The sequence below is a fragment of the Halosimplex rarum genome (assembly GCF_047715405.1).
Lineage (GTDB): Archaea > Halobacteriota > Halobacteria > Halobacteriales > Haloarculaceae > Halosimplex > Halosimplex rarum.
This window is the reverse complement of record NZ_CP180412.1, coordinates 3348322-3371325: the sequence shown is the minus strand read 5'-3', so window position 1 is coordinate 3371325 and position 23004 is coordinate 3348322. Positions and strand designations below refer to the sequence as shown.

Below are 23004 nucleotides of genomic sequence, written 5' to 3'. Positions count from 1 at the left end.
GTAGTTTTTCTTTATAGGTCCGAGAATTCGGCCGGCAGACCGTCCGTGATCGAGTGGAGACGGCCCGACGGTATCCGTGCCCAGTCGGACCGGACGTACCGCACGCGTGCGGAACAAGATATGGGGAATCAGCAGCGACCGACCGCCCACAACGGACCCGCAGTTCGAACGCGAGGCGAATGATCCCCGCGATCCCTCCGTCGTTCGGCGACGGCATGCGATTTCGGTGAGCAGTCGATGAAACGGGGGATTTCCGGGACAGAGACGTCACTTCCTGCTGTCGCCCCTCGACCGCCGGCGCAGTCGCGGCGGAAGCCGCGATAGGATATCTATCGAATATAGTAAGAAAGCATAAGTAAACGTAGAATTATACGTCGGCTATCGGATCGAACGTCACGGGGTCGCCGCGGAACATATCTTCGTTCGGACAATAGAGAGAAACGGAGAACGCGCGCCGCTCAGGTCCCCTTCATGCCGCCGCTGGCCAGGCCTTCGACGACCCACTTCTGGGCGACGGCGAACAGCAGGATGACGGGGATCATCGTGATGACCGCCGCGGTGATGAGCAGGTTCCAGGCCACGGCGTTCTGTGACTGGAACAGCTGCAGCCCGAACGGCAGCGTCCGGGTGGCGGCCGTCTGCGACAGCACGGACACCAGCAGGAAGTCGTTCCACGAGAGGATGAACGTGTAGAAGCCGGCGACGGCGATGCCGGGCATCGCCAGCGGCACGAGGATGCGCCACAGCAGGCCGAACTCCGAGCAGCCGTCCATCTTGGCGGCCTCGTCGAGCGACTCGGGGATGTCGTCGAAGTAGCCCTTCAGGAGCCACGTGCCCAGCGGGATGCCGATGACCGAGTGGGCGACGATGATCCCCAGCAGCGAGTCGATGAGGCCCAGGTTGAACATCAGCAGGTAGAACGGGATCAGGATGAGCACGATGGGCAGCATCTGCGTCGACAGGAACGCGTACAGCAGCCCGCCGCGGCCGGGGTACTCGAAGCGGCTCATCGAGTAGCCGGCGAAGATGCCGACGACCAGCACCGTCAGCGTCGTCGACGTCGCCACGATGGCGGAGTTGACGAAGTACTGCTGGAACTGCGCGCGCGACAGGACCGACGCGTAGTTGTCCAGCGAGAGGTCGCTTAGCGACGGGATGAGCGCCGGGGAGAACAGGAACTCCTGGGTGGTGAACGACACCAGCACCATGTACACCACCGGCAGGAGCAGGAACGTGAAGTACAGCCCGAGCACGAAGTAGACGGCGAGCGCGCGTCGGGGCGACATGTCCTCGTCCAGCCACGCGTCGAGTCGCTGGACGACGTTCAGCCCTCCGGTTCGGTCTCGATCGTCGGTTTCGGTGGCCATCAGTCGGTCTCCTCCATGTGGACGTAGACGACGGTGAACACCAGCATGATGATCAGCATCACGACGCCGATGCTCGCGCCGTAGCCGAGCGCGTACTGCTGGAACGCCTGCTTGTAGACGTACGTCGCCAGGACCTCGGTGTTACCCAGCGGGCCGCCCCCCGTGGACAGGAACACGATGTCGAAGTTCTTGAACGTGAACGTCACGTGCAAGATGATCATGATCATCGAGACGTACGAGATCTGGGGCAGCGTGATGTAGCGGAACCGCTGCAGGGGTCCGGCGCCGTCCAGTCGCGCGGCTTCGTACTGCTCGGCCGGGATGGACTTCATCGCGGCGAGCAGGGCGATGCCGTAGAACGGGACGTTCCGCCAGACGTGCATCAACACGACCAGCGGGAACGCGACGCCCGGTTCGCCGAACCAGTAGGTCGTCTCCATTCCCAGGTTGCCGAGGATGATGTTCACCGGGCCGAAGCCGTTCTGGACCAGAAAGCGGAAGATGATGACCATGACGATGACGGGCATCACCCAGGTGACCATCGACAGGCTCCGGAACACGCCCGCGCCGGGCACCTTCTCCTTGAGCACCAGCGCCAGCCCGAGCCCCAGGAGGTACTGGAGCGAGACGGCGACGCCGGTCAGCACGACGGTGTGCCACAGCGCCTCGTGGAACGTCGTGTCGCGGAGGAGCCGGGCGAAGTTCTCTAAACCCACGAACTGCATCTGTCCGGGGTTGAGCAGCGACGCCTGGTAGAACGCGAGCTGGATCCCCCGGAGCGTGGGGTAGGCGATGATGACCGCCAGTATCAGCGTCGCCGGGATGACGAACGCGTAGCCCAGCCACGTCTCCGAGAGGAAGGCCTTGAACTCGGTCCCGTAGCGGCGGAATCGTGATTTCGTGGGTGTAGCCATTATTCGAAGGTTTACGGGGGCCTACACCTCGCTCTCGAGGCCCGTGAGCGCGGAGTGGAACTGGTCGCCGGCCTTGTAGGGGTCGGTTCGGCCGTAGGCGACCTCCTGCATGAGCGGGTAGAACTCCTGGCGGACCGGGCCCCAGGTGATCTTGGCCAGCGCGCTGCCGGTCTCGAACACCTCGGTGAACGGCGCCCAGTCGTCGTCGTCGATCGTGGACTCGATGCCGTCGTGAACCGGGGTCATCGCCTTGCCGGGCGAGTCTTCGGCCATCGCCTCCAGCGTGTCCGGCTCCGTCCAGGCGGCGACGGCGCTTTTGGCCTTCTGTTTCTGCTCGGAGTGGCTGTTGACCATCACCGGCTTGATCTCGAGGAAGGTCCCCTTCTCGCCGCCCTCGCTGCGCGGGATGTGGGCGACCCGGGTCTTGTTGTTCAGGATGTCCTCGGCCGTCTCGGTGTCGTTGATGTTCTCGCCGCTCGTCCAGCCCTGCAGCCACGTCCCGCACTCGATGAACGCGTAGTTCCCGTTGATGTAGCCGGGGTCGTTCGTCTGCCAGCCCGTCCCCAGGTCGTCGGGGTCGCCGACCGGGTTGTCGGCCGCGTAGATCTGGTAGTAGTAGTCGTCGAAGATCTTTCCGAGCGCCTCCGCCTCGACGTCGAGCGACCACGAGTCGCCGTCCGGGACGTAGAGGCTGTCCGTGAACTGGTAGACGCTGCTCATGAACTCCTGGAAGGCCCGGACGCTGCCGTCTTTCGTGCAGTTGTGGAAGGCCGTGACGCCGTCGACCTCCTCGTTGATCATCCGGCCGACTTCGTGCAGCTCGCTCGTCGTCTGGGGGACGTCCTGGCCCAGCTCGTCGAGGATGTCCTTGCGGACGATGAACGCGCGACCGTTGCCCTCGTAGGGGAGGCCGTACAGCTCGCCCTTGTAGCGGCAGGCGTCGAGCGCGCTCTCGACGAACCCGTCGTAGTGGTCGAGCTCCTCGGCCCAGCCGTCGAGCGATTCGAGGTGGCCCGCCTTGACGTACTCCGTCAGGTGGCTCAGGACGCCCTCGATGGCGTCGGGGTCGCCGGTCCGCGCGCCGGTCAGGTACTTCTGGCGCAGGTCCTCGTAGGAGAACCGCCCGATCTCGATCTCCTGCCCGACGCGCTCCTCGTAGTTCGCCTCGAACGCGTTCTTCCAGACGGGCTCGGCGCCCTGCTCGTTCGGGAACGCGTACTCCCACATGAGCGCCTTCTCGCCGCTCTCCGTGGTGCCGCTGTCGCCGTCGCCACCGTCGCCGCCGTCACCACTACCACCGTCGCCGCCGCCACCGCTACACCCGGCGAGCCCCACTGCGGCACCGACGCCGAGCGTCTTGACTATCGACCGCCTCGTCCTCCCTGGTGTGTCTGAGTCGTGCATAATTAACGCCTATCGTCCACGTGATGTTATTGGTATTTATACTTTTCTTCGCCTCGTTTATGTGATCCGGCAGAGGGGGGCGGTCCCGGATCACTCCGCGCCGACTTCCGCGCCGCCGGCGTCTTCGATGCCGACGAGCGCGTCGAACTCGTCTTCCTCCGGCGGCGCCCGGTTCCGGAGCGCCTCGCCGGTCTCCCCGTCGAAGACGTGGATCCGGTCCTGCGGGAACCGGACGGTGAGCGTCCGCCCGGGGTCGATGACCAGGTCGCCTTCGAGGGTCGCCGTGTACTGCTGGCCCGCGATGTCGATGTAGACGTAGGTGACCTCGCCGAGGGGTTCGGTCACCTCGACCGTCGTCGAGACGGCGTTGTGCTCCTCGGCCGCGACGACCTCGATGTCCTCCGGGCGGATGCCCAGCGTGAACCGGTCGCCGTGGCCGCGGATGTCCGCGTGGACGGCCTCGTCGACCTCGTACGTGAACCCGTCGTGGACCAGGGTGGGGACCTCCCCGGACTCGTCCAGTTCGACCTCGAAGAAGTTCATCGACGGCGAGCCGATGAACCCGCCGACGAACCGGTTGGCCGGCTCGTGGTAACACTCCAGCGGGGTGCCGATCTGCTGGAGCGTGCCGTCGTCGAGGACCGCGATGCGGTCGCTCATGGTCATCGCCTCGGTCTGGTCGTGCGTGACGTACAGCGTCGTGACCCCGAGTTCCTGCTGGAGCGCCTGGAGTTCCGTCCGCATCTGCGTCCGCAACTTCGCGTCGAGATTGCTGAGCGGCTCGTCCATCAGGAACACCTCGGGCTCCCGGACGATGGCCCGCCCGAGCGCGACCCGCTGTTGCTGCCCGCCCGAGAGCGCGTCCGGCTTCTTGTTCAGCAGGTCGCGGATGCCGAGCATCTCCGCCGTCTCGTCGATCCGCTCGTCGATCTCCGCCTTCGAGAGGTCGGTGGTCATCTTCAGGCCGAAGGCCATGTTCTCCCGCGAGGTCATGTGCGGGTACAGCGCGTAGGACTGGAACACCATCGCCATGTCGCGCTCCTTCGGCCTCCTGTCGGTCACGTCCTCGCCGTCGAGGACGATACGGCCGCTCGTCGGCGATTCGAGCCCGGCTACGCACCGGAGCGTGGTCGACTTCCCGCAGCCGGAGGGGCCGACCAGGACGATCAGTTCGCCGTCCTCGACGTCGACGTCGAAGTCGTCCACGGCGACGATGTCGCCGCCGTCGTCGTGGAACACCTTCTGCAGCTTCTCGATCTCGAGGTCACCCATGACCGGATACTCCCTATACAGGTACTTAAACCTTGTCCGGATTCGCCGCTTCGGTCCGCCGGGGACGGACACCGGAGCGCCCCCTCTACGCGGTCGTCGCACCGCCGCATCGGCGGTCCCGCTGCAGCGACCGGCTCGCCGCATCGACAGTCTCGTCACGGACGCGGCGTCCGCCGTTCCGCGCCCTCGGGACCGGAGCGCCCGGTCTCACTTCGAACCACGGAAGAATTTATATACTGCTGTTCTTCATACCTACCTGTGCCAACTATCACGTTCATCGGAGCCGGGAGTATGGTGTTCGCCACCAATCTCGTCGGGGACATCCTCTCCTACGAGGCGCTGTCCGACAGCCGGATCCGGCTGATGGACATCGACGAACACCGACTGGAACAGACGCGCCGGATCGCCGAGTCGATGGTCGAGAACGAGGGGCTCGACGCGACCGTGGAGGCGACGACCGACCGCCGCGAAGCGCTGGAGGACGCCGACTACGTCCTCAACATGATCAACGTCGGCGGGACGGAGCCCTTCGAGAACGAGATCCGCATCCCGGAGAAGTACGGCGTCGAGCAGGCCATCGGCGACACGACCGGTCCCGGGGGCGTGTTCCGCGGTCTCCGGACCATCCCGACGATGCTCGACATCGCCGCGGACATGGAGGAGCTGTGCCCCGACGCGCTTCTGCTCAACTACACGAACCCGATGGCCATCGTCTGCAAGGCCGTCTACGAGGCGACCGACGTCGAGGTCGTCGGCCTCTGTCACTCCGTCCCGCACACGGCCGAAGCCATCGCGGAGTACGTCGACGTCCCCCAGGAGGAACTGGACTACTGGGTCGCGGGCATCAACCACATGGCCTGGTTCCTCACCGCCGAGCACGAGGGGGAGTCGGTCTACCCGGCGCTCGAAGCGGCCTACGAGGACGAGGAGACCTACCGGAAGGACACGGTCCGCTTCGAGATGATGCGCCACTTCGGCTACTTCCCGACCGAGTCCAGTCACCACATGAGCGAGTACGTCCCGTACTTCCGGACCGACGAGGACGCCATCGAGGAGATGGCGGGCACGGACTACGCCGAGCGGATGGCGACGGCGACGTACCTCGAGGGCTGGCAGGAGCGCTCCGACGAGCGCGACAGCCCCGACCTCGACGTCGACCTCGACGAGGTCGCCGTCGAGCGCTCCGAGGAGTACGCCGCGCGACTCATCCACTCGCTGGAGACCGACACGCCGCGGCGGTTCAACCTCAACGTCCCGAACCACGACGACGCCATCGAGAACCTGCCGAACGACGCCTGCGTCGAGGTCCCCGTCTTCGCCGACGGCGCCGGCATCCACCCCTGTTCGGTCGGCGAACTCCCCGCGGAAGTCGCCGCCCTGGACCGCCAGCACACGACGGTGTACGAACTCGCCGTCGAGGGCGCCCTGGAGGGCGACCGCGAGAAGATCCACCAGGCGCTCAAGCTCGACCCGCTCACCGCCGCCTCCTGCACGCTCGACGAGATCCACGAGATGACCGAGGAACTCATCGAGGCCAACGAGGCGTACATCCCGGACCTCGACGGCGGCGGACGGGCCCACCCGCCCGCGGCCGCCGACGACTGAGCCGACCGACCGGGCGCCCACTCCTTTTCACGATGTATGAACGCACGCTCGCCGCCCAGTGCCGACTCGCTCGCGAGACGGCGGAAATCGACCGATGCGGCCGCCGCGGTCGGGCTCCCTCGCGAGGGCGTTCATAATATATGAACGATTATGGCGCTGGACGACGTAGTTCGAGGCATGGACGAGACGCCCATCCCGCCGGCCTCGGCGTTCGACGAGCGGACGGCCAAGACGGCCGTGACGAGCTTCCGGATCATCGAGGCGCTGGACCGCCGGGAACGCGCGCGGCTGAGCGATTTAGCCGACGAGCTCGATCTCGCGAAGGGGACCGTCCACAAGCACCTCTCGACGCTCCGCGAGGTGAACTACGTGGTCAAAGCGGGCGACGAGTACCGGCTCGGCGTCCGCTTTCTCGGTCTCGGCACGAGCGCGCGACTGAATCTCGACCTGTACGAGATCGCCTACGACCCCCTGGAGAAACTCGCCGACGCGACGGGCGAGGTCGCGAGCGTCATGGTCCCGGAACACGGCTACGGCGTCTACGTCCTCCGGGTCAGCAACGAGGGGCGACCCGACGTGGACATCCGCGAGGGCGAGAGCGTCCCCCTCACGGCGACCGCCGGCGGGAAGGCGATCCTCTCGTACACGCCTGAGGAAAAGCGCGAGCGCATCATCGAACAGCACGGCTTGCCGGAGATGACCGACGCGACGATCACCGACCGCGAGGCGCTGGACGAGGAGCTCCGCCGGATCCGCGACCGCCGACTGGCGAACGACACGGGCGAGTACCGCTCGGACCAGCACTGCGTCGCCAACCCGATCGTCGACGCCGACGACGTCGCCATCGGCGCGGTGACCGTCTCCGGGCCGGCCGACCGGATGACCGAGAAGTCCATCGAGGCCGATTTCGCCAGTCTGGTCGGCAGCACCGTCGCGTCGATCGAGAGCCGGCTGTAGCGTCGACTGTGGAGTCTCCGGCGGGGTAGGGCTACATACAAGGTCTTGCGGAGCCAGCGGGCACGTATGGACAACGACGGCGTCCCGCCGAACGTGCTGGTCGTAGTGACCGACCAGCAGCGGTGGGACACGGTCGGCGCGTACGGCAACCCGATGGACCTGACGCCGACGCTCGACGACCTCGCCGCCACGGGGACGCGGGTCGAGCGCGCCATCTCGCCCCAGCCGATCTGCGGGCCGTTCCGCGCGGCCTTCCAGACCGGCAAGTACGCCACCGAGACCGGGGTCTGGACCGGCTCCACGCCGCTTCCCGCCGACGAGCGGACCCTCGCGGACCGGTTCGCGGAGGTGGGCTACGACGTCGGCTACGTCGGCAACTGGCAGCTCGCCAGCACGTTCGACGAGCCCGTGCCCCCGGAGGAACGCGGCGGCTACGACGACTTCTGGGTCGCCGCGGACGTCCCGGAGTTCACGACCGGCCCCGACGAGGGCCACCTCTACGACGCCGACGGGAACGCCGTCGAGTTCAACGGCTACCGCGCCGACGCGTTCACCGACTACGCCATCGAGGGGCTCGACGAGCTCTCCGAGCCGTTCTTCCTGATGGTCTCGTACCTGGAACCGCACGACCAGAACGAGCTCTGGACGTTCGTCGCGCCCGACGGCTACGCCGAACACCACGAGACCGACCCGTACGTCCCGCCCGACCTGCAGGGCCGGCCCGGCGAGTGGTTCCGCGAGCTACCCGATTACTACGGGATCGTCGAACGGCTCGACGAGTGCATCGCAGATCTCGTGGACGCCCTCGACGAACGCGGGCTCCGCGACGACACGGTCTTCGCGTACACCGCCGACCACGGCTGTCACTTCCGCACGCGACCCGGCGAGTACAAGCGGACGCCCCACGAGTCGGCCGTCCGCGTCCCCGCCATCCTCTCGGGCCCCGGATTCCGGAACGGCGGGACCGTCGAGCGGGTGACCAGCCTCCTCGACCTGCCGCCGACGCTGCTCGACGCCGCCGGTATCGACGTCCCCGAGGAGATGCGCGGCGATAGCCTGCTCCCGGTCGTCCGCCGGGAGGAACCCGACGCCGACGGCGACGCGTTCGTCCAGATCAGCGAATCACAGGTCGGCCGAGCGCTCCGGACCGACCAGTGGAAGTACGCCGTCGCCGCCCCGTCGACGACCGGCTGGCGCGGCGGGAGCAGCGAGCAGTCCAGCGACGTGTACGTCGAGCGCTACCTGTACGACCTCCGCCGGGACCCCGAAGAGTCCGTGAACCTCGCCGGCCGCCCGTCTTATCGCAACGTGGCCGACCGCCTCCGGGAGCGACTGCTCGACTACATCGCCGACGTGGAGGGCGAAACTCCGCGGATCAAACCCCAAGACAGGGGGTTTCCGTAGTCAGCTGCCGTCCGTCGTCGCACCACCGTTCCTTCGGGCACCGGGAACGTGACGAGTGGACGCCGCTGCTCCGACTCTCCATCTGTGATTACATCCATATGTCTGTTATTCGGAGGTGTCGATCCCGAGACAGCGCGACGCTCACTGGACACAGGGGACGCAGTGTAACAGATCCAGACAGAAATAATCGGATAGATATATGTGAAAATATATGGTTCTTCGCCCCGATCTAGACCGGATCTCGCTGTGTCGGGCACTGCCAGAATCGTACCGTTTCTCCCGGCTTTCTCGGCTCTCCCGGCCCTCTCGGCTCACCTGGATCTCTCGGTGAAACGGGGGGCGTTCCGACGTACCGGCAGCGGTCGGGCCACTCGTCGGTCGCGCTCCAGAACTCGGCACGGCCGTCGGCGCCGACTGCCTCGGTCCTCGACCGCTCGGCCCGGCTGAGGCCGGCGTCTTTCAGCAGTCTGCGGACGTGGCGGCGGGTGTATTCGACGCCGACGACGGCTCCGAGCCGGCCGAACCACCGGTAGATCGACTGTTCGCGGACGTCGAGCCACTCCGCGATCATCGGCACGGACGGCCCTCGCTTGTAGATGACCGCCATCACCAGCCGCTCGGCTTCCGTCGCCCCGCTCGATCCGTCCAGCGCGGTCTCTAGCGCTTCCACGGGGACGTTCTCCAGCCGCGCCATTGCCCCGTCTTTTTCACGGACTGGATAGAAAGTTACGGTTACTTCTGTCTGATACTGGGATCGAACGGAGCTCGCTCAGAAGTTCCCCAGGTCGCCGAGGCCGTCCATCGTCTCACCCAGTTCGTCGCGTTTGGCCACCGAGCCGTCGCCGTCCAGGGAGAGGGCTCCCTCGACGGCTTCCATCGCGCCATCGATCGGGTCGTGGGTCTCGACGTACGCCGCCAGCGCGAACTCCTGGTCGGAGACGCCGGCGAGTTCGACGGCTTCGGTCCGGGCCAGCTCCCCGGCGAGCCAGTCGCCGACGATCTCCCGACCCATCGGGCCGACCGGCGAGACCGACTCCCCGAACAGGTGTAGCGCCTTCGCGCCGTCGGTGGGGGCGATCCCGGCGACGCGCGAACTCGCGCCGACGCTCTTGCCCTCGGCGTAGGCGTCGACGAGCGTCGCGGCTCCCCCGGGCGTGCAGGGGAGGTCGTCGGCGAACGGCTCCAGCCGGTCGGCGAGCGGATCGGCGGTCCGGTCGACCGTCGCGACCCCCGAGTCGCGCTGCTCGTCGACCACCTCGATCCCCGCGGCGATGTCCGACAGCCCCATTGCCGGCGACTTCGCCCCTCTCCGGTTTAAGTGTTGGTGGTTCGACACCACCGGAGGGGGCGTGCGATCTCAGCCGTTCTCTCCGGCGACGGCAGATACTTGCGGCTGGCCGTGGGCCACGTGTGCATGGCTGATCCGCTCAGATACGGGATCGTCGGATGCGCAGGAATCGGGAACACACACGCCGAGGCAGTCCGCGACGCGTCGGGCGCCACGCTCGCGGCCTGCGCCGACCTCGACGCCGACGCCGCCGAGACGTTCGCAGACGACCACGACGTGCCCGAGACCTACGAGGACCCGGCGACGATGGTCGACGACGGGGACATCGACGCCGTGAGCGTCTGCACGCCGAGCGGGACCCACGCCGACGTGACGACGTCCGTCGCCGACGCGGGCGCGCACGTCCTCTGCGAGAAACCGCTGGACGTGACCGCCGAGCGCGTCGACCGGATGATCGCGGCGTGCGAGGACGCGGACGTCACGCTCGCGGGCGTCTTCCAGCGGCGCTTCGAACCGGGGCTCCGCCGGGCGAAGCGGGCCGTCGACGACGGTGAGATCGGCCGGCCCGTGCTGGGCGACACACACGTCAAGTGGTTCCGGCCGCAGTTCTACTACGACGACGCGGCCTGGCGAGGCACCCGCGAGATGGACGGCGGCGCGTTCATGAACCAGGGGATCCACTCGCTCGACGCGCTCCAGTGGATCATGGGGGGCGTCGAGTCCGTCCAGGCCGAGATGGACGCGCTCGACCGCGATCTGGAGTGCGAGGACACCGGCGCGCTCGTCCTGCGCTTCGAGAACGGGGCCGTCGGCACCGTCGCGGTCACCACGGCCACCAAGGGCGGCACCGACCGGACCGAGATCAACGGCACCGAGGGGACCATCGCGCTCGACGAGACCGACATCACCGACTTTCAGGTCGGCACCGGCGAGGAGTCGCGGTTCCACGCAGAGACCGAACAGCAAACCGTGGAGGGCGACCCCCACCACGCCGGCGCGAACCACACGGGCGTCGTCCAGGACTTCGTGACCGCGGTCCGGGAGGGCCGGGAACCCGAGGTCCCCGGGCGAGAGGCCCGCACGGCCGTCGACATCATCCTCGCGGCGTACCGCTCGTCGGAGACCGGCGACCGCGTCCCGCTCGACGCGGTCCGCGGCGTCTAAACGCCTCTCGGTCGCAACATTTTCACCCCGGTTCTCGGTATAGCTAGAGGACGCACCTATGGGTTCGGAGCGGCACCACCCGACTGTGATACAGACGAGTGACCGCGGACCCGGCCGATCGCGAACCGGCCCGGTCCGTCCGGCGGGCCGCGCCGACGCGCCCGCCCGCGCACAGGGGGCCGTTGATACCGATGGCGAGTGACGGCGCGGACGGCGATTCCGCCGCTCTCACCGTTCCGATCGACTCGATCCCCGACCCGGTCGCAGGGTACGACTGCCCCGAAGGGGACCCGGTCGTCGCGGTGACCAACGAGGCCTTCGACGCGTCGTTCGGGGGCGAGGCCGCCGGCGAACCGCTGGAGCGGTGGTTACCGCGCGAGACGGCCGCGACGGACGCGACGGCGACGGCCGTCTGTTCGTCGCTCGCCGAGGGTCGGTCGGTCGACGTCGAACTCGGCACCGGTCGAGCGGACGCGTCGGCGGCCGGTCCGGCCGACCACCGACTCCGAACCCTCGACGGAGCCGCAACCGGGGCGGTCGACGGATACGTGTTGCTGACCGCGCCGTCGGGAGACGCCCGCGGGACGGGGAGCGACCGCATCGCGAGCGTCATCGGGCACGACCTCCGGAACCCGCTCGACGTCGCGAACGCTCACCTCCGGGCGGCGCGCGAGACGGGTGACCCGGAGCACTTCGACCAGGTCCGGCGGTCCCACGACCGGATGGAGCGGATCGTCCGGGACGTCCTCGCGCTCGCCCGCGGCCCGGAGGCGCTCGACACCGTCGCCGACGTCGCCGTCGAGTCCGTGGCGACCGACGCCTGGGCGACCGTCGAGACCGACGACGCGTCGCTCGCGGTCGCCGACGACCTCTCGACCGTCGCGGCCGACGCCGACCGCCTGCAGCGGCTGTTCGAGAACCTCTTCCGGAATGCCGTCGAGCACGGCTCGACGAACCCTCCGTCGCACGCTCCGGAGGACGCCGTGGAACACGGTTCCACGAGCCCTGGCTCGCAGGCTCGCCAGGACGCCGACGGAACAAGTTCCGTCGAGCCCTCCGTCGCTGACGCTCCGGAGGACGCCGTCGAGCCGTGCTCGACGGACCGCAGCGACGCCGCGGGTCGGGAGCGCGACCGCGACCTCCGCGTCACCGTCGGGGGCGTCGACGGCGGCTTCTTTGTGGCCGACGACGGGGTCGGCGTCCCGCCGGACGAGCGCGAGCGCGTCTTCGAGCCGGGCTACTCCGCCGCGGACGGCGAGGGGACCGGGCTCGGGCTGACGATCGTCGAACGGATCGCCGAGGCGCACGGCTGGTGCGTCTCGCTCACCGACGGACGGGCCGGCGGCGCCAGGTTCGAGTTTCGGCCCCGGTCGGCGACCGACTGCGAGACCTGAATGGAGCGACGGAATCACACAGCTATGAACGAACAACTGCGCCAGGCCCCCCTCGGCGTCATCGAAACGACGACCGAGGGTCGGATCGTAGACAGCAACGAGACCGCGGCGGCGGCGATCGGGGCCGACCCGGACGCGCTCGACGGTGCGGACGTCCGCGAGTGCTTCCCGAAGTCGGCCAGCGGGACGCTCCGCGATACGTTCGAGGGGTCACCGGCCCCCCGGTCGTTCGAGGAGTACTACCCGCGGATCGAGCGGTGGCTCGCGGTCGACGTCGCGGTCGAGGAGACCGTCACCGTCTACGTCCGGGACCGGACGCAACGACGCGAGACGGAGGAGGCGGTCGACCGGCTCCGGCGGCGCCTCGACCGCGTCCAGCGGATTCACGCGCTCGTCACGATGGTCCTGCGTCGCGTCCTCGGCGCGTCCGGGCGGGCCGACGTCGGGGAGACGGTCTGCGACCGACTGGGCGAGACCGACCTCTACCGGTTCGTCTGGGTCGGCGAGCGGGACTTCTCCGCGGACCGCCTGCGCGTCCTCGCCTCGGCGGGGTCGGCGCCGGACGTGCTCGACCGGGTCGAAGACGCCCTGGCAGACGGAGCGACGCTCCCGGAAGAGCGGGCGCTCACCGACGGGGAGTCGCGGCTCGTCGAGGCCATCGCGGGCGACGAGCGGGTTCCTCGCCGGGTCCGACGCGCGGCGTTCGGCCGCGGCCTCCAGTCGTGTCTCGTCGTCCCGATGGCCTACCAGGGGACGACCTACGGCGTCGTCTCGGTGTACTCGGGACAGGAAGACGGGTTCGGCGAGGAGGAGCGGGCCGGTCTCGAAACCCTGGGCCGCGTCGCCGGATTCGCGATCAGGGCGATCCGCCAGGAAGGCCTGCTGGTCGCCGACACGGTCACCGAGGTGACCGTCGATGTCCGGGACAGCACAGTGCCGTTCGTCCGGGCCGCCCGCGAGGCGGACTGCGAGGTGTCCCTCGACGGGGCCGTCCCCCGCGGGGACGGCGCCGTCGTCTGCTACCTCAGTCCGGACGGGACGAGCGGGGCGTTCGGAGAGGCGCTGGCCGGGGCGGAGGCCGTCGCGGACCTGCGGTGGATCCGGCGGGAGGAGGATCCGCTCGTCCAGGTGACGGTCGACGGCGAGACGCCGGTCACGACACTGGCCGCCCGGGGTGGGGCGGTCGGCGCGGCGGAGTACGGTCCCCGGTCGGCGCGACTCGTCGTCGAGGTGCCGCCGGACGGCGACGTCCGCCGGACCGTCGAGGCCGTCGACGCCACGGTCGAAGAGACGTCCCTGGCTGCCAAAGCGGAGAAGCGTCGCACCCCGGAGTCCGCCGAGGCGTTCCGGGACGCGCTGGACGAGCGACTGACCGACAGACAGCGGACGGTCCTGCGGACCGCGTACCTGTCGGACTACTTCGAGTCGCCCCGCGGGAGCACGTCCGAGGAGGTGGCCGAGACGCTCGACATCGCCGGGTCGACGATGCTCTATCACCTCCGCCGCGCGCAGCAACACCTGGCCGAGGCCTTCTACGACGCCGCCGACGGGCCGCAGCCGGCGCCCGACTCCTGATACGTGCCCCTACTGGATTGGCCGGATCCGTCGGCCGCACGGCCGAGTTCGCGGACCGGTACCCCCGCTACCGGTCGATACGCGAGAACGTCGACAGCAGCTCGTCGGCCTCGGGCAGCAGGGAGCGCACCCGCTGTTCGACTTCCGCGCACCGCCGCTCGATCTCGGCGACTCGCTCCCGGTCGTCGGTGGAGACGTCCGATTCGAAGACCGCTCGCGTCGATTCGAGGCTGAAGTACTCGCCGAGCAGCTCGTAGGACAGCACCTGACACTGCTGGTCGACGGCGGCGCAGAGGTCCTCGCGCTCGACCGGCTTCGAGAGGTAGTCGTCGAACGGCATGTCGAGGACCCCCAGGTCCGGATCGATCGCGGTCACCATGACGACGCGCGTCGTGAGGTCGCGCTCGCGGACGCGTTCGAGGACCTCGTCGCCGGACAGCCCCGGCATGTGACGATCGAGCAGGACCACGTCCGGCACCCGCTGCTCGTCGAGGACCGCCAGCGCCTCCTCACCGCCGTACGCGACGGCCACGTCGGCGACGTCTTCCAGCCGGAGCGCGTACGCGTCGGCGACCCGCTTCTCGTCGTCGACCATCAGCACCCGCGGGTCCTCCACGCGCATGTCGTCGCCCATACCTCCGTGTGATCCGCCCGTCGCACTAATATCCCGATACATCGACGGCGCGACGCCACGGTGAAGCGATGCGAACGTGGACGGCGAGACCCGACCCGGGAGAGCCGGGTCCGCTCCGGGAGTCTGCCGATTACTAGAGCCGCAATCCGCCTCCGATGCCGGATAGCAGCGTCCACCTACAGAGTCGCGCCGTCACAACCCAGGGATACCGATGTCGAAGTCAGAGCTCCTCCGCGCTCCCGACCGATCGCCCGTCGAACGCGACGCCGAGACCGTCTCGGACGAGCAGAGACGGGACGGATGCGACGCGCGACGTGCGACGAGCGGCGAGCGCAGAGACGGATCGGCGTCCGGTCCGACGGCTGAAACTGGCACGGTGCTCTCGCTTCTGAGCGACGATCACACGCGAGCGGTCCTGCGCGCCCTCGACGACGGGCCGCTGGCCGCGGGGCAACTCGTCGAGCGGGTCGACGCGTCGAGAGCGACCGTCTACCGACGGCTCGACGCGCTCGAATCGGCCGGCCTCGTCGAGGGTCGCCTGTCGATCGGCGCCGAGGGCCACCACCGCCGACGGTTCCGAGTAGTCGCCGATCGGCTCCGCCTCCGGTTCGGGCGGGACGGCGTCTCGGTCCGGGTCGGTCCGCGCTCGTGATCCGACTCCTCGCCGACCGCCCTCTGTATTACTAGAGCGGTCGATCCGCTTCGGTTGCGAGTGATAGCACCGCAGTACAGGGCCGGCGGGGACGTCGACCCGTCCCACCATGCGAGAACACCGACGTTCCGAGCAGGCACGCGCGAGCGACCCTTCCGAGAGCGGATCAGACACCGAACCGGCCGTCGACGGCGACCGACTCCTCTCGATACTGGGCGACGAGTACGCGAGAGGGGTCCTGTCGGCGCTGGGTGACGAGTCGCTCCCGGCCCGCGCGATCGCCGAGCGGTCGGGCGTCTCCCGACCGACGGTGTACCGGCGGCTGGACCGCCTCGAACGGGCCGGGATCGTCTCGGCGTCGATGGCGATCCACCCCGACGGCCAGCACCGCAAGGAGTTCCGGGTCGTCCTCGACGAGGTCGAAATCTCCCTCCCGGACGAGACGTCCGGCGAGACCGACGGCGCGACCGACGGCGTCGACCGCTCGGCGGCGAGCGCGACCGAATAGACGGACGCGGATCGCCCGACAGTCGAACCCGGAGGCGAGGGACCGGCCACCGGGCCCGGGCCGGCCGGCAGGGGCGCGCAGTGAAGCGCGGACCGAACCGACGCCGGAAACCCAGTTCGAAGGGATCTCAGCGCCGGAAACACCGCACGCGGCTCTTTGCCCGTCCCCGGCGGAGTTTGGCGTACAGATGCAAGATACAGACGGACTCGACCGCTGCGGGGTCGGTATCCGCGGCGTCGCGATGGCGATCGACTCGGTCGTCTGGCTCGCGGGGTCGTTCGTCGCGGCGTTCGCGGTGGCCGCTGCGACCGGACAGATCGAGGCCACCGCCGGGAGCGTGACCTCCGACCTCGAAGGCGGGGCCGCGCTGGCGTCGATGACGCTGTGGCTGGCGATCGGGATCGGCTATCACACGCTCCTGGAGTGGCAGTTCGGCAGGACGATCGGGAAAGCGCTCGTGAGCGTCCGCGTCGTAGCCGACGACGGCGCGCCGCTGTCGCTGGGGGCGTCGCTGATCCGCAACGTCGCGCGCCTCGTCGACTGGCTCCCGTTCGTCTACCTCGTGGGCATCGCCGCGATCGTCGTCTCGGACGAACAGCGGCGGATCGGTGACCGACTGGGCGGGACGGCAGTCGTCCGACCGTGACACCCGTGTCCCCCTCTCCGACGTCGCGGCGACCCCCGCACGGCACTGCGATCAGCCGGTACGGACTCCACCGCGTTCTTTACGTCCGACCGAGTACCGGGGACTGAGAGGCACAGCACGATGACACTCGTCGGGACGATCGCCGCCGTCGGCCTCGACGTCACAGCAGTCGCGCTTCTCGGCCGGACGACGTGGGGCGCCGCACAGGCCCGCGACCGGCCCAGCGCGCGACCGTTCGTCGCCCTGCTCGCCGGGCTGACGCTCTGGGCGGGCTGTCTGGTCGTGTCGGAACTACCGGTGATCTCGGACGTGTCGCCGGTCTCCACGGCGGTCGTCTTCACGCAGATCGGCATCGTTCTGCTCCTGCCCGGGGTGTGGACGGTGTACGTGCTCAGTTACACCGGTCGCGGGACCGGCCTGACCCGGTGGCGGGTCCTCATGTTCGTCGGTATCGCGCTCCCGGTCGTCGGCGCGGCCGTCGCCATCGCCGTCGGGCTCGCCGACGGCGGCCCCTCGGTGTCGGCGGCAGAAGGCGTCCTCGCCTCCCTGCTGGCGACGGAGATGATGTACCTGTTCGCGCTGATCTGCTACGCGACGTACCTGCTGCTCGACCTCGCGCGGAACCACGACCGGGTCTCGCTCCCGCAGATCGCGGTCCCGATAGCCGCCGTCTCGGCGCCGTACCTCGCCGGCGCGGCCGGTGGCGAGGGGATCGCCGACGGTCTCACCGTCGGACTGTTGCTGTCCGGCGGTCTCTTCGCGGTGGCGGTCCGGCGGTATCCGTTGCTGACCGGGTTCCCGAAGGCCGACTACGTCGCGCGGACCCGCGTCGTGGAGGCGCTCCAGGAGGCGGTCGTCGTCGTCGACTGGGACGGGCGCGTCCTCGACGCCAACGCGACGGCGGCGGAACTGTTCGACACGTCGCCGGAAGCGATGATCGGCGAGCCGATCCGGTCGGTCGCGGACGGGCTGGAGGGGACGGACCTCTCGGCGGACGCGACCGGGCGAGTCGCCCTCGGGACGACGAAGGGGCGCCGCCAGTTCCGGTTCAGCGTCTCGGCGGTCGACGACGCCGACGCGGCCGACGACGGGACCGATCCCGTCGCGCGGGCCGTCCTGTTCCGGGACGTGACGGACCGCCGGACCCGCGAGCAGCGCCTCGCGGTCCTCAATCGCGTCCTCCGGCACAACGTCCGCAACGAACTCGACGTCGTCCTCGCGCACGCCGACCGCGTCGACGACGACGGACTGCGCGCCGGGATCCGCGACAGCGCGACCGACCTCGTCGCCCTCAGCAAACGCGCCCGGGAGGCCGAGGACGTCATGACGGCTGCGACCGGGGCGCCCGAATCCGTCGACCTCGCGGAGGCCGCCCGCACCGTCGTCGAACGGTATCGAACGGCCGACCGCGACGGCGACGTCTCGCTCACTTGCCCGGACGAACTGGTGGTCACGTCCCACCGACGGGTCCTCGAAGAGGTCCTCTCCGAACTGGTCGACAACGCGCTCACGCACGCTGGCGACTCGCCCCGGGTCGAGATCGGGGTCCGTTCGGGCCCCGAGACGGTCGCCGAACTCACCGTCGCCGACGACGGGCCGGGGATCCCCGAACGGGAACGACGGGTCGTCGACGACGGCACCGAGACCCAGTTCGAACACGGCCGGGGGCTCGGCCTCTGGTTCGTCAACTGGGCGGTCACGCAACTCGGCGGCGACCTCGAGTTCGCCGAGAACGACCCACGGGGCAGCGTCGTGACCGTCCGGCTCTACGGAGTCGAGTCCGTCTCGTAGAGTGGTCTCCCCGCTCGTTTTCCTGCAGCCGACGGCACGGAGCGTCGGCGCCGCGGCCGACCAGTCGCTGATAGCGCACGGACGGAAACGTCGAGCGTGAGAACGGAGGTCGGGAACGCGGCCGGGTGAAAACGGAGGACGGGAACGCGGCCGGAGACGAGGCGGCCGCCTCCCCCTGACAGCGGGGACGTGGGTGGGGCGGGAGTACCGACGGGCAGATCAGTCGGAGGGCGGCACTCCGATCGGGGAACCGTCGGCGCCCGCACGGTGTCGTGCGGGCACCGATAGCTTGGGACGGGACGTTCAAAGAGCCCCCCGCGGTGTTTCCGACGGCGAGATCCGACTCGTCGATCGGTAAAACGGTTCGCCTCGCGTTTCACGCTCGGAGAGAGCGACTCGCCGTTTACCGGCGAATGGATCGAACGTCCGAACGGGACCAATCATGACCGCCTGCCCTCCCCGCGACGATCGCTTCTCTCGACGGACAGTGCTCGCCGGCCTCGGCGTAACGGCGCTGGCGGCGACTGCCGGGTGTTCCGTCGCCCTCGACGCTGTCGGGAACCAACTGCTCGAACACGTGAACGTGTTCAACGAGACCGACGGACGAGTCCGCGGGTCGGTCGAGGTCGTCGGCCCCGCCGACGCGACGCTGCTCGACGACGACTTCGAGCTGGCCTCGTCGGACGACGACGAGTCGTCGGTCGCGGTCTACAGAGAGATATGGGCCGAAGCGGGCTCGTGCGACGTCTCCGTCGAACTGGACGACGTCGAGATCGACGGTGTGTCGGCGGCCAGCGAGACGGTGCGGATCGATTCGCCCGACGAAGACCGGCTCGCGATCGTGCTCGGTGCCGCCGACCTCGACGCTCCGATCGACTTCCGCGTCGGCGAGGACTTCTCGGACCTGTAGGTCTCCCTGTGCCAACTCCGGTCCCGCGCCGTACGGGTTGCCAGCCGGGAGCCATCGGAATGGGTCCCTCGGCGGCACCTGTTTCTGTCCGTGAGACGGCGGTCCTCTTTTTACGTCCGTTCGGGGAGTCGGGTTTCGGTATGTCCCCGAGAGTTTCCATCGGCGGCGACGGGGAGAACTCCGCTCGTCTCTCCGTCCTCGTGATCGTCGTCGGCGTCGCGATCGCCGGCTACGGCGGCTACGACCACGTCCAGCAGTCCGACGCCGTCTCCAACGCCGTCGAAGTCGAGGCGACGATCACCGGCACGGACATCGAGGCGTCCGCATCGCGGCGGGGCGGAACCGAGTACAGACCGGCGGTCTCGTTCGAGTACTCCTATCAGGGAGCGACCTACACCGGAGACAGGATCTATCCGGCGAACACGGAGTCGAATCTCGACACGCGGTCCGCCGCTCGATCGGTCCTCGAAGAGTACCAGACGGGCGAGACCGTCACCGCGTACGTCGACCCCGATTCGCCGGCCACCGGGTTTCTGAAGGCCGAGACGTCGAACGCGCCGCTGAAGGTAATGGGGTTCGGCGCCCTGTTCGCGTTCCTCGGCGTTATCTCGCTCGTTCGATCGTAGCCGCGGCGATCGCGTCGAGTTCGATATCGGTGTCGGTGGAGGCGTCACCCGATCCGTAGTAATCGCGTCTCCACACAGGCCCGAACGCCGGTCGCCGGACGGCACGCGCCGATCGACGGCTGGGACCACCGCGACTGTCCGGTCCGGGACCTCGGTTTCTGCAACCTACCGGTTACCGGTCGGTGGATCGGCCGCGAGCGGGCTCGAAACCCGGGCCGACCGCACCGTTTATTAACCGTCCTCCGGGCGAAGCGTCGCATATGAGCACGACAGTCACTGCGTGCCCGGAATGCGACGGGCGCCTGCGAAGCGACGACAGCGAAACGGTCTGCGCGAGCTGCGGCCTCGTGGTCGCCGAGGACAACATCGATCACGGCCCGGAGTGGCGGTCGTTCGACGACGACGACACTAACCGCGAGCGGACGGGCGCGCCGCTGACCCGCTCGCGCCACGACCGGGGCCTCTCTACAGAGATCGGCCACTCGACCCGCCTCAAAGGCCGCAAGCGCCGGCGGATGGCGCGGCTCCGCCGCCAGCACAACCGCACGAAGATCGGCTCGAAGGCCGAACGCAATCAGGTGTACGGTTTCACCGAGATCCGTCGGCTCGTCGGTGCGCTCGGGCTCTCGGACCACATCCGCGACCGCTCCTGCGTCCTCTTCGAGTCCGCCCAGGACGAGGACCTCCTGCGCGGACGTTCGCTGGAGGGGTTCGCCGCGGCGACGGTGTACGCCACCTGCCGAACGGCCGACGTCTCGCGAACCGTCGACGAAGTCGTCGGCGAGGCCCGCGCGTCGAAGGCGGAGCTCTCGGCGGCCTACGACGCGCTCAACCGCGAACTGGGCCTCCCGACGGGCCCCATCGACCCTGCGGAGTACCTCGCCCGGTTCGCCAGCGATCTCGACCTTCCGCAGGACCTGGAGGGCCGCGCCCGCGAACTGGTCGAGGACGCTCGCGAACGAAACCACGTCACCGGGCGCAACCCCGCCGGCGTCGCCGCCGGCTGTCTCTACACCGCCGCGGACGAGCGCGCCTACCCGCTCACCCAGCAGGAGGCCGCCGACGTCGCCGGCGTGACGCCGGTCACCCTCCGGGCGACCTACCAGGCACTGATCGAGGGCGGCGACTGACTTCTACTTCACTAGAGTGACTCGACTTCAGTAATCACACATCCTCATTGTACCGGCGGCCGACTCGGGCGTCGGTCTGACTTCCGGAGACATTCTATCAAAGCGTCTCAGACAGCGGAGCGACCACGACGATAGTCGCCGGCGTCAACGACGTCCAGTACACGGCCACCCTCCTGAACAACATAGCTTACGTCGATATTTACGTCTGTCCAGAAACTCGGTATGTATATTATCACGTATTTTGGAGTCCTGTCGGTAGCTATGAAGACATCAGTGGATATGTACAGATTCCCTATGTTTTCATATTCGATCACAGTACCGATCGCTAATTACCGCCGAAGGATTCGCCACCATCCTATCAGAGGCACGTTCTTGATCTATTCGGCCGCGGATAATCAAAGCTGATCGCGTCGTAGGAAAAGCCGGAAGTGAAATCGCCGGACTTGTGAACTAGAAACATGACCTGCATCTTTCTGTATTGGTGAAATCCGATATGATCCGCTACAACATACTTCGGAGTAGTGTTAGCCGATATTCGGACAGTCTCGTGATCTACTGGTGGACTGAGATCACCAATGACAGTCGAATTTAACACTGCCCCCTCGGCGTCGTAGAGACAGAGGGTCACGTTCGAAAACGTTCGTTCTTCGATGTAGAAATCTAAAGAGATACGAGCCTCGTATTCGAACGTCCCGTTATCTGTGACCAGTTTCTGGGTCGTTAGAGAAATCTCTCCAGTGCTCGTATCGTGGCCCCCGCCACTGCCAGTCGAAGTCTCCGGAATAGAAGGGGTTGGGCTTGACTGGAACGTACATCCGCCTAAGAGGATGAGTAAAACGATCGGGAATACAAACAGTTTGCGATAATTCATCACGGTCTCCTGATTATCGATGGTCCGTCGAACGCGGTGATCACCGCGTGAAGTTCGCCGGGTCTGTCACCGTATACGGGCGGAACTCACCATCTTCCGTGATGTAAGTCCCCTGTATCTGAACGAATTCCGACTCAGGCGTATCCCACTCTTCAACTTTCGGAACGATGTATACGGGGACTGTGGGTATCGTCGTGTTGATCCAGTGCCGGGTGCCGAGTTGAGTTATATTTCCGATAGGGACTTCGGAGATAATAGTACCGTTCTCGGCGATAAACTGCACCACTACACCAGAGATCACTCCAGTATGTCTCCCACCGGTGGCGACGGTTGCGTTGAACGTTCCGCCGGGTTCAGGGGTCGCATCTACGATCAACAGCGACAAGCTCCACGTCGGATTGACCTGTTCGGTGACCACCGGTACAGTGTCCGTCTGCGGTGTCGGGGTCCCCGTCTGCGCGGCTGCAGCCTCGACTGCGGGAGTCGTCGTTTCTGTCGATGTTTCGGGCGGTGAGGGTCCGCCGGTGAAGCCCTGACACCCGGACAGCACGACGCATATCGCTACGACAAGCGTCAGGACACGTCTATTCATGGGTCTTGATCCCTGCTGTCGACGTGTTCGATATCGACAGTGAACAGTTCTTCGACGCTGAACGCCACGTAGTTTCCATTCATCGGAGCGCTGCCGTAGTACTGTTGCCAACCGCTGGCCATCACGCTCCAACTATCTGGACTCGATCCACTGGGAAGTTCCACGTATTCTGATGTACTGTCGGACGGGTCCCCCGAATATACTTCGCCCATCGACTCGGTCTCGTCGTTGAACCCGGCGTCGAGGAGGTGGCCGACTTCGTGAACCGCGGTGAGCATGAAATACTCGTCCGGGTTGGTG

Annotated in this window: 22 protein-coding genes; 13 read left to right on the top strand and 9 right to left on the bottom strand. The window is 67.7% G+C overall.

Going from position 1 to position 23004, the window contains the following annotated elements:
• Positions 1-458: 458 nt before the first annotated feature.
• The 4 genes from ACMGFH_RS16060 to ACMGFH_RS16045 all read right to left on the bottom strand — a co-directional run bounded on the left by ACMGFH_RS16060 (position 459) and on the right by ACMGFH_RS16045 (position 4957).
• Positions 459-1367, bottom strand: coding sequence for a carbohydrate ABC transporter permease (locus ACMGFH_RS16060; RefSeq protein WP_415379457.1), 909 nt, complete (start codon positions 1365-1367; stop codon positions 459-461).
• Complete coding sequence (locus ACMGFH_RS16055) at positions 1367-2281, bottom strand: carbohydrate ABC transporter permease (protein WP_415379456.1); 915 nt, start codon at positions 2279-2281, stop codon at positions 1367-1369. The genes ACMGFH_RS16060 and ACMGFH_RS16055 overlap by 1 nt, the downstream gene beginning before the upstream one ends.
• Before the next feature lie 21 nt (positions 2282-2302).
• Complete coding sequence (locus ACMGFH_RS16050) at positions 2303-3685, bottom strand: ABC transporter substrate-binding protein (RefSeq protein ID WP_415379455.1); 1383 nt, start codon at positions 3683-3685, stop codon at positions 2303-2305.
• Between the two features lie 90 nt (positions 3686-3775).
• Positions 3776-4957, bottom strand: a complete 1182-nt coding sequence (locus ACMGFH_RS16045; RefSeq protein ID WP_415379454.1) for an ABC transporter ATP-binding protein — start codon at positions 4955-4957, stop codon at positions 3776-3778.
• Positions 4958-5215: 258 nt separating this feature from the next.
• Between ACMGFH_RS16045 and melA the strand changes: the two genes are divergently transcribed.
• The 3 genes from melA to ACMGFH_RS16030 all read left to right on the top strand — a co-directional run bounded on the left by melA (position 5216) and on the right by ACMGFH_RS16030 (position 8923).
• Entirely contained in the window at positions 5216-6562 is a 1347-nt protein-coding gene (melA, locus tag ACMGFH_RS16040) for an alpha-galactosidase (RefSeq protein ID WP_415379453.1), read from the top strand.
• 177 nt (positions 6563-6739) lie between these two features.
• Entirely contained in the window at positions 6740-7519 is a 780-nt protein-coding gene (locus ACMGFH_RS16035; protein ID WP_415379452.1) for an IclR family transcriptional regulator, read from the top strand.
• Positions 7520-7585: 66 nt separating this feature from the next.
• Complete coding sequence (locus ACMGFH_RS16030) at positions 7586-8923, top strand: sulfatase-like hydrolase/transferase (protein WP_415379451.1); 1338 nt, start codon at positions 7586-7588, stop codon at positions 8921-8923.
• 229 nt (positions 8924-9152) lie between these two features.
• On the opposite strand, the gene ACMGFH_RS16025 is transcribed toward ACMGFH_RS16030, so the two are convergent.
• Entirely contained in the window at positions 9153-9617 is a 465-nt protein-coding gene (locus ACMGFH_RS16025; RefSeq protein ID WP_415379450.1) for a hypothetical protein, read from the bottom strand.
• 75 nt (positions 9618-9692) lie between these two features.
• Positions 9693-10211 carry a hypothetical protein gene (locus tag ACMGFH_RS16020; protein WP_415379449.1) on the bottom strand — a complete coding sequence of 173 codons (519 nt, stop codon included), beginning with the start codon at positions 10209-10211 and terminating at the stop codon, positions 9693-9695.
• Positions 10212-10337: 126 nt separating this feature from the next.
• Between ACMGFH_RS16020 and ACMGFH_RS16015 the strand changes: the two genes are divergently transcribed.
• The 3 genes from ACMGFH_RS16015 (at position 10338) to ACMGFH_RS16005 (ending at position 14344) form a co-directional block, all read left to right on the top strand.
• A complete protein-coding gene (locus tag ACMGFH_RS16015) occupies positions 10338-11375 on the top strand; it encodes a Gfo/Idh/MocA family protein (protein ID WP_415379448.1) in 1038 nt (345 codons plus the stop codon).
• Between the two features lie 191 nt (positions 11376-11566).
• Positions 11567-12769: a sensor histidine kinase gene (locus ACMGFH_RS16010; RefSeq protein WP_415379447.1), complete on the top strand. Its 1203-nt coding sequence runs from the start codon at positions 11567-11569 to the stop codon at positions 12767-12769.
• A gap of 24 nt (positions 12770-12793) precedes the next feature.
• Complete coding sequence (locus ACMGFH_RS16005) at positions 12794-14344, top strand: bacterio-opsin activator domain-containing protein (protein WP_415379446.1); 1551 nt, start codon at positions 12794-12796, stop codon at positions 14342-14344.
• Between the two features lie 67 nt (positions 14345-14411).
• Here ACMGFH_RS16005 and ACMGFH_RS16000 read toward each other — a convergent pair whose 3' ends face one another.
• Entirely contained in the window at positions 14412-14978 is a 567-nt protein-coding gene (locus ACMGFH_RS16000) for a response regulator (RefSeq protein WP_415379445.1), read from the bottom strand.
• A gap of 211 nt (positions 14979-15189) precedes the next feature.
• Between ACMGFH_RS16000 and ACMGFH_RS15995 the strand changes: the two genes are divergently transcribed.
• The 7 genes from ACMGFH_RS15995 to ACMGFH_RS15965 all read left to right on the top strand — a co-directional run bounded on the left by ACMGFH_RS15995 (position 15190) and on the right by ACMGFH_RS15965 (position 21241).
• On the top strand, positions 15190-15630 hold the full coding sequence (locus ACMGFH_RS15995) for a winged helix-turn-helix domain-containing protein (protein ID WP_415379444.1): 441 nt from the start codon (positions 15190-15192) through the stop codon (positions 15628-15630).
• Between the two features lie 109 nt (positions 15631-15739).
• Complete coding sequence (locus ACMGFH_RS15990; protein WP_415379443.1) at positions 15740-16138, top strand: ArsR/SmtB family transcription factor; 399 nt, start codon at positions 15740-15742, stop codon at positions 16136-16138.
• Positions 16139-16325: 187 nt separating this feature from the next.
• Positions 16326-16784: an RDD family protein gene (locus ACMGFH_RS15985; RefSeq protein ID WP_415379442.1), complete on the top strand. Its 459-nt coding sequence runs from the start codon at positions 16326-16328 to the stop codon at positions 16782-16784.
• A gap of 120 nt (positions 16785-16904) precedes the next feature.
• Positions 16905-18575, top strand: coding sequence for an ATP-binding protein (locus ACMGFH_RS15980; RefSeq protein ID WP_415379441.1), 1671 nt, complete (start codon positions 16905-16907; stop codon positions 18573-18575).
• A 442-nt stretch (positions 18576-19017) separates the two neighbouring features.
• Positions 19018-19485 carry a hypothetical protein gene (locus ACMGFH_RS15975; protein ID WP_415379440.1) on the top strand — a complete coding sequence of 156 codons (468 nt, stop codon included), beginning with the start codon at positions 19018-19020 and terminating at the stop codon, positions 19483-19485.
• Between the two features lie 140 nt (positions 19486-19625).
• On the top strand, positions 19626-20111 hold the full coding sequence (locus tag ACMGFH_RS15970) for a DUF3592 domain-containing protein (protein ID WP_415379439.1): 486 nt from the start codon (positions 19626-19628) through the stop codon (positions 20109-20111).
• Between the two features lie 260 nt (positions 20112-20371).
• Positions 20372-21241 (top strand): transcription initiation factor IIB, encoded by an 870-nt coding sequence (locus ACMGFH_RS15965; RefSeq protein WP_415379438.1) that lies wholly within the window; start codon positions 20372-20374, stop codon positions 21239-21241.
• A gap of 911 nt (positions 21242-22152) precedes the next feature.
• Here the strand turns inward: ACMGFH_RS15965 and ACMGFH_RS15960 are convergent.
• Positions 22153-22704 (bottom strand): hypothetical protein, encoded by a 552-nt coding sequence (locus ACMGFH_RS15960; protein ID WP_415379437.1) that lies wholly within the window; start codon positions 22702-22704, stop codon positions 22153-22155.
• On the bottom strand, positions 22701-22982 hold the full coding sequence (locus tag ACMGFH_RS15955; RefSeq protein WP_415379436.1) for a hypothetical protein: 282 nt from the start codon (positions 22980-22982) through the stop codon (positions 22701-22703). Before ACMGFH_RS15955 ends, ACMGFH_RS15960 begins: the two co-directional genes overlap by 4 nt.
• Positions 22983-23004 lie beyond the last annotated feature (22 nt).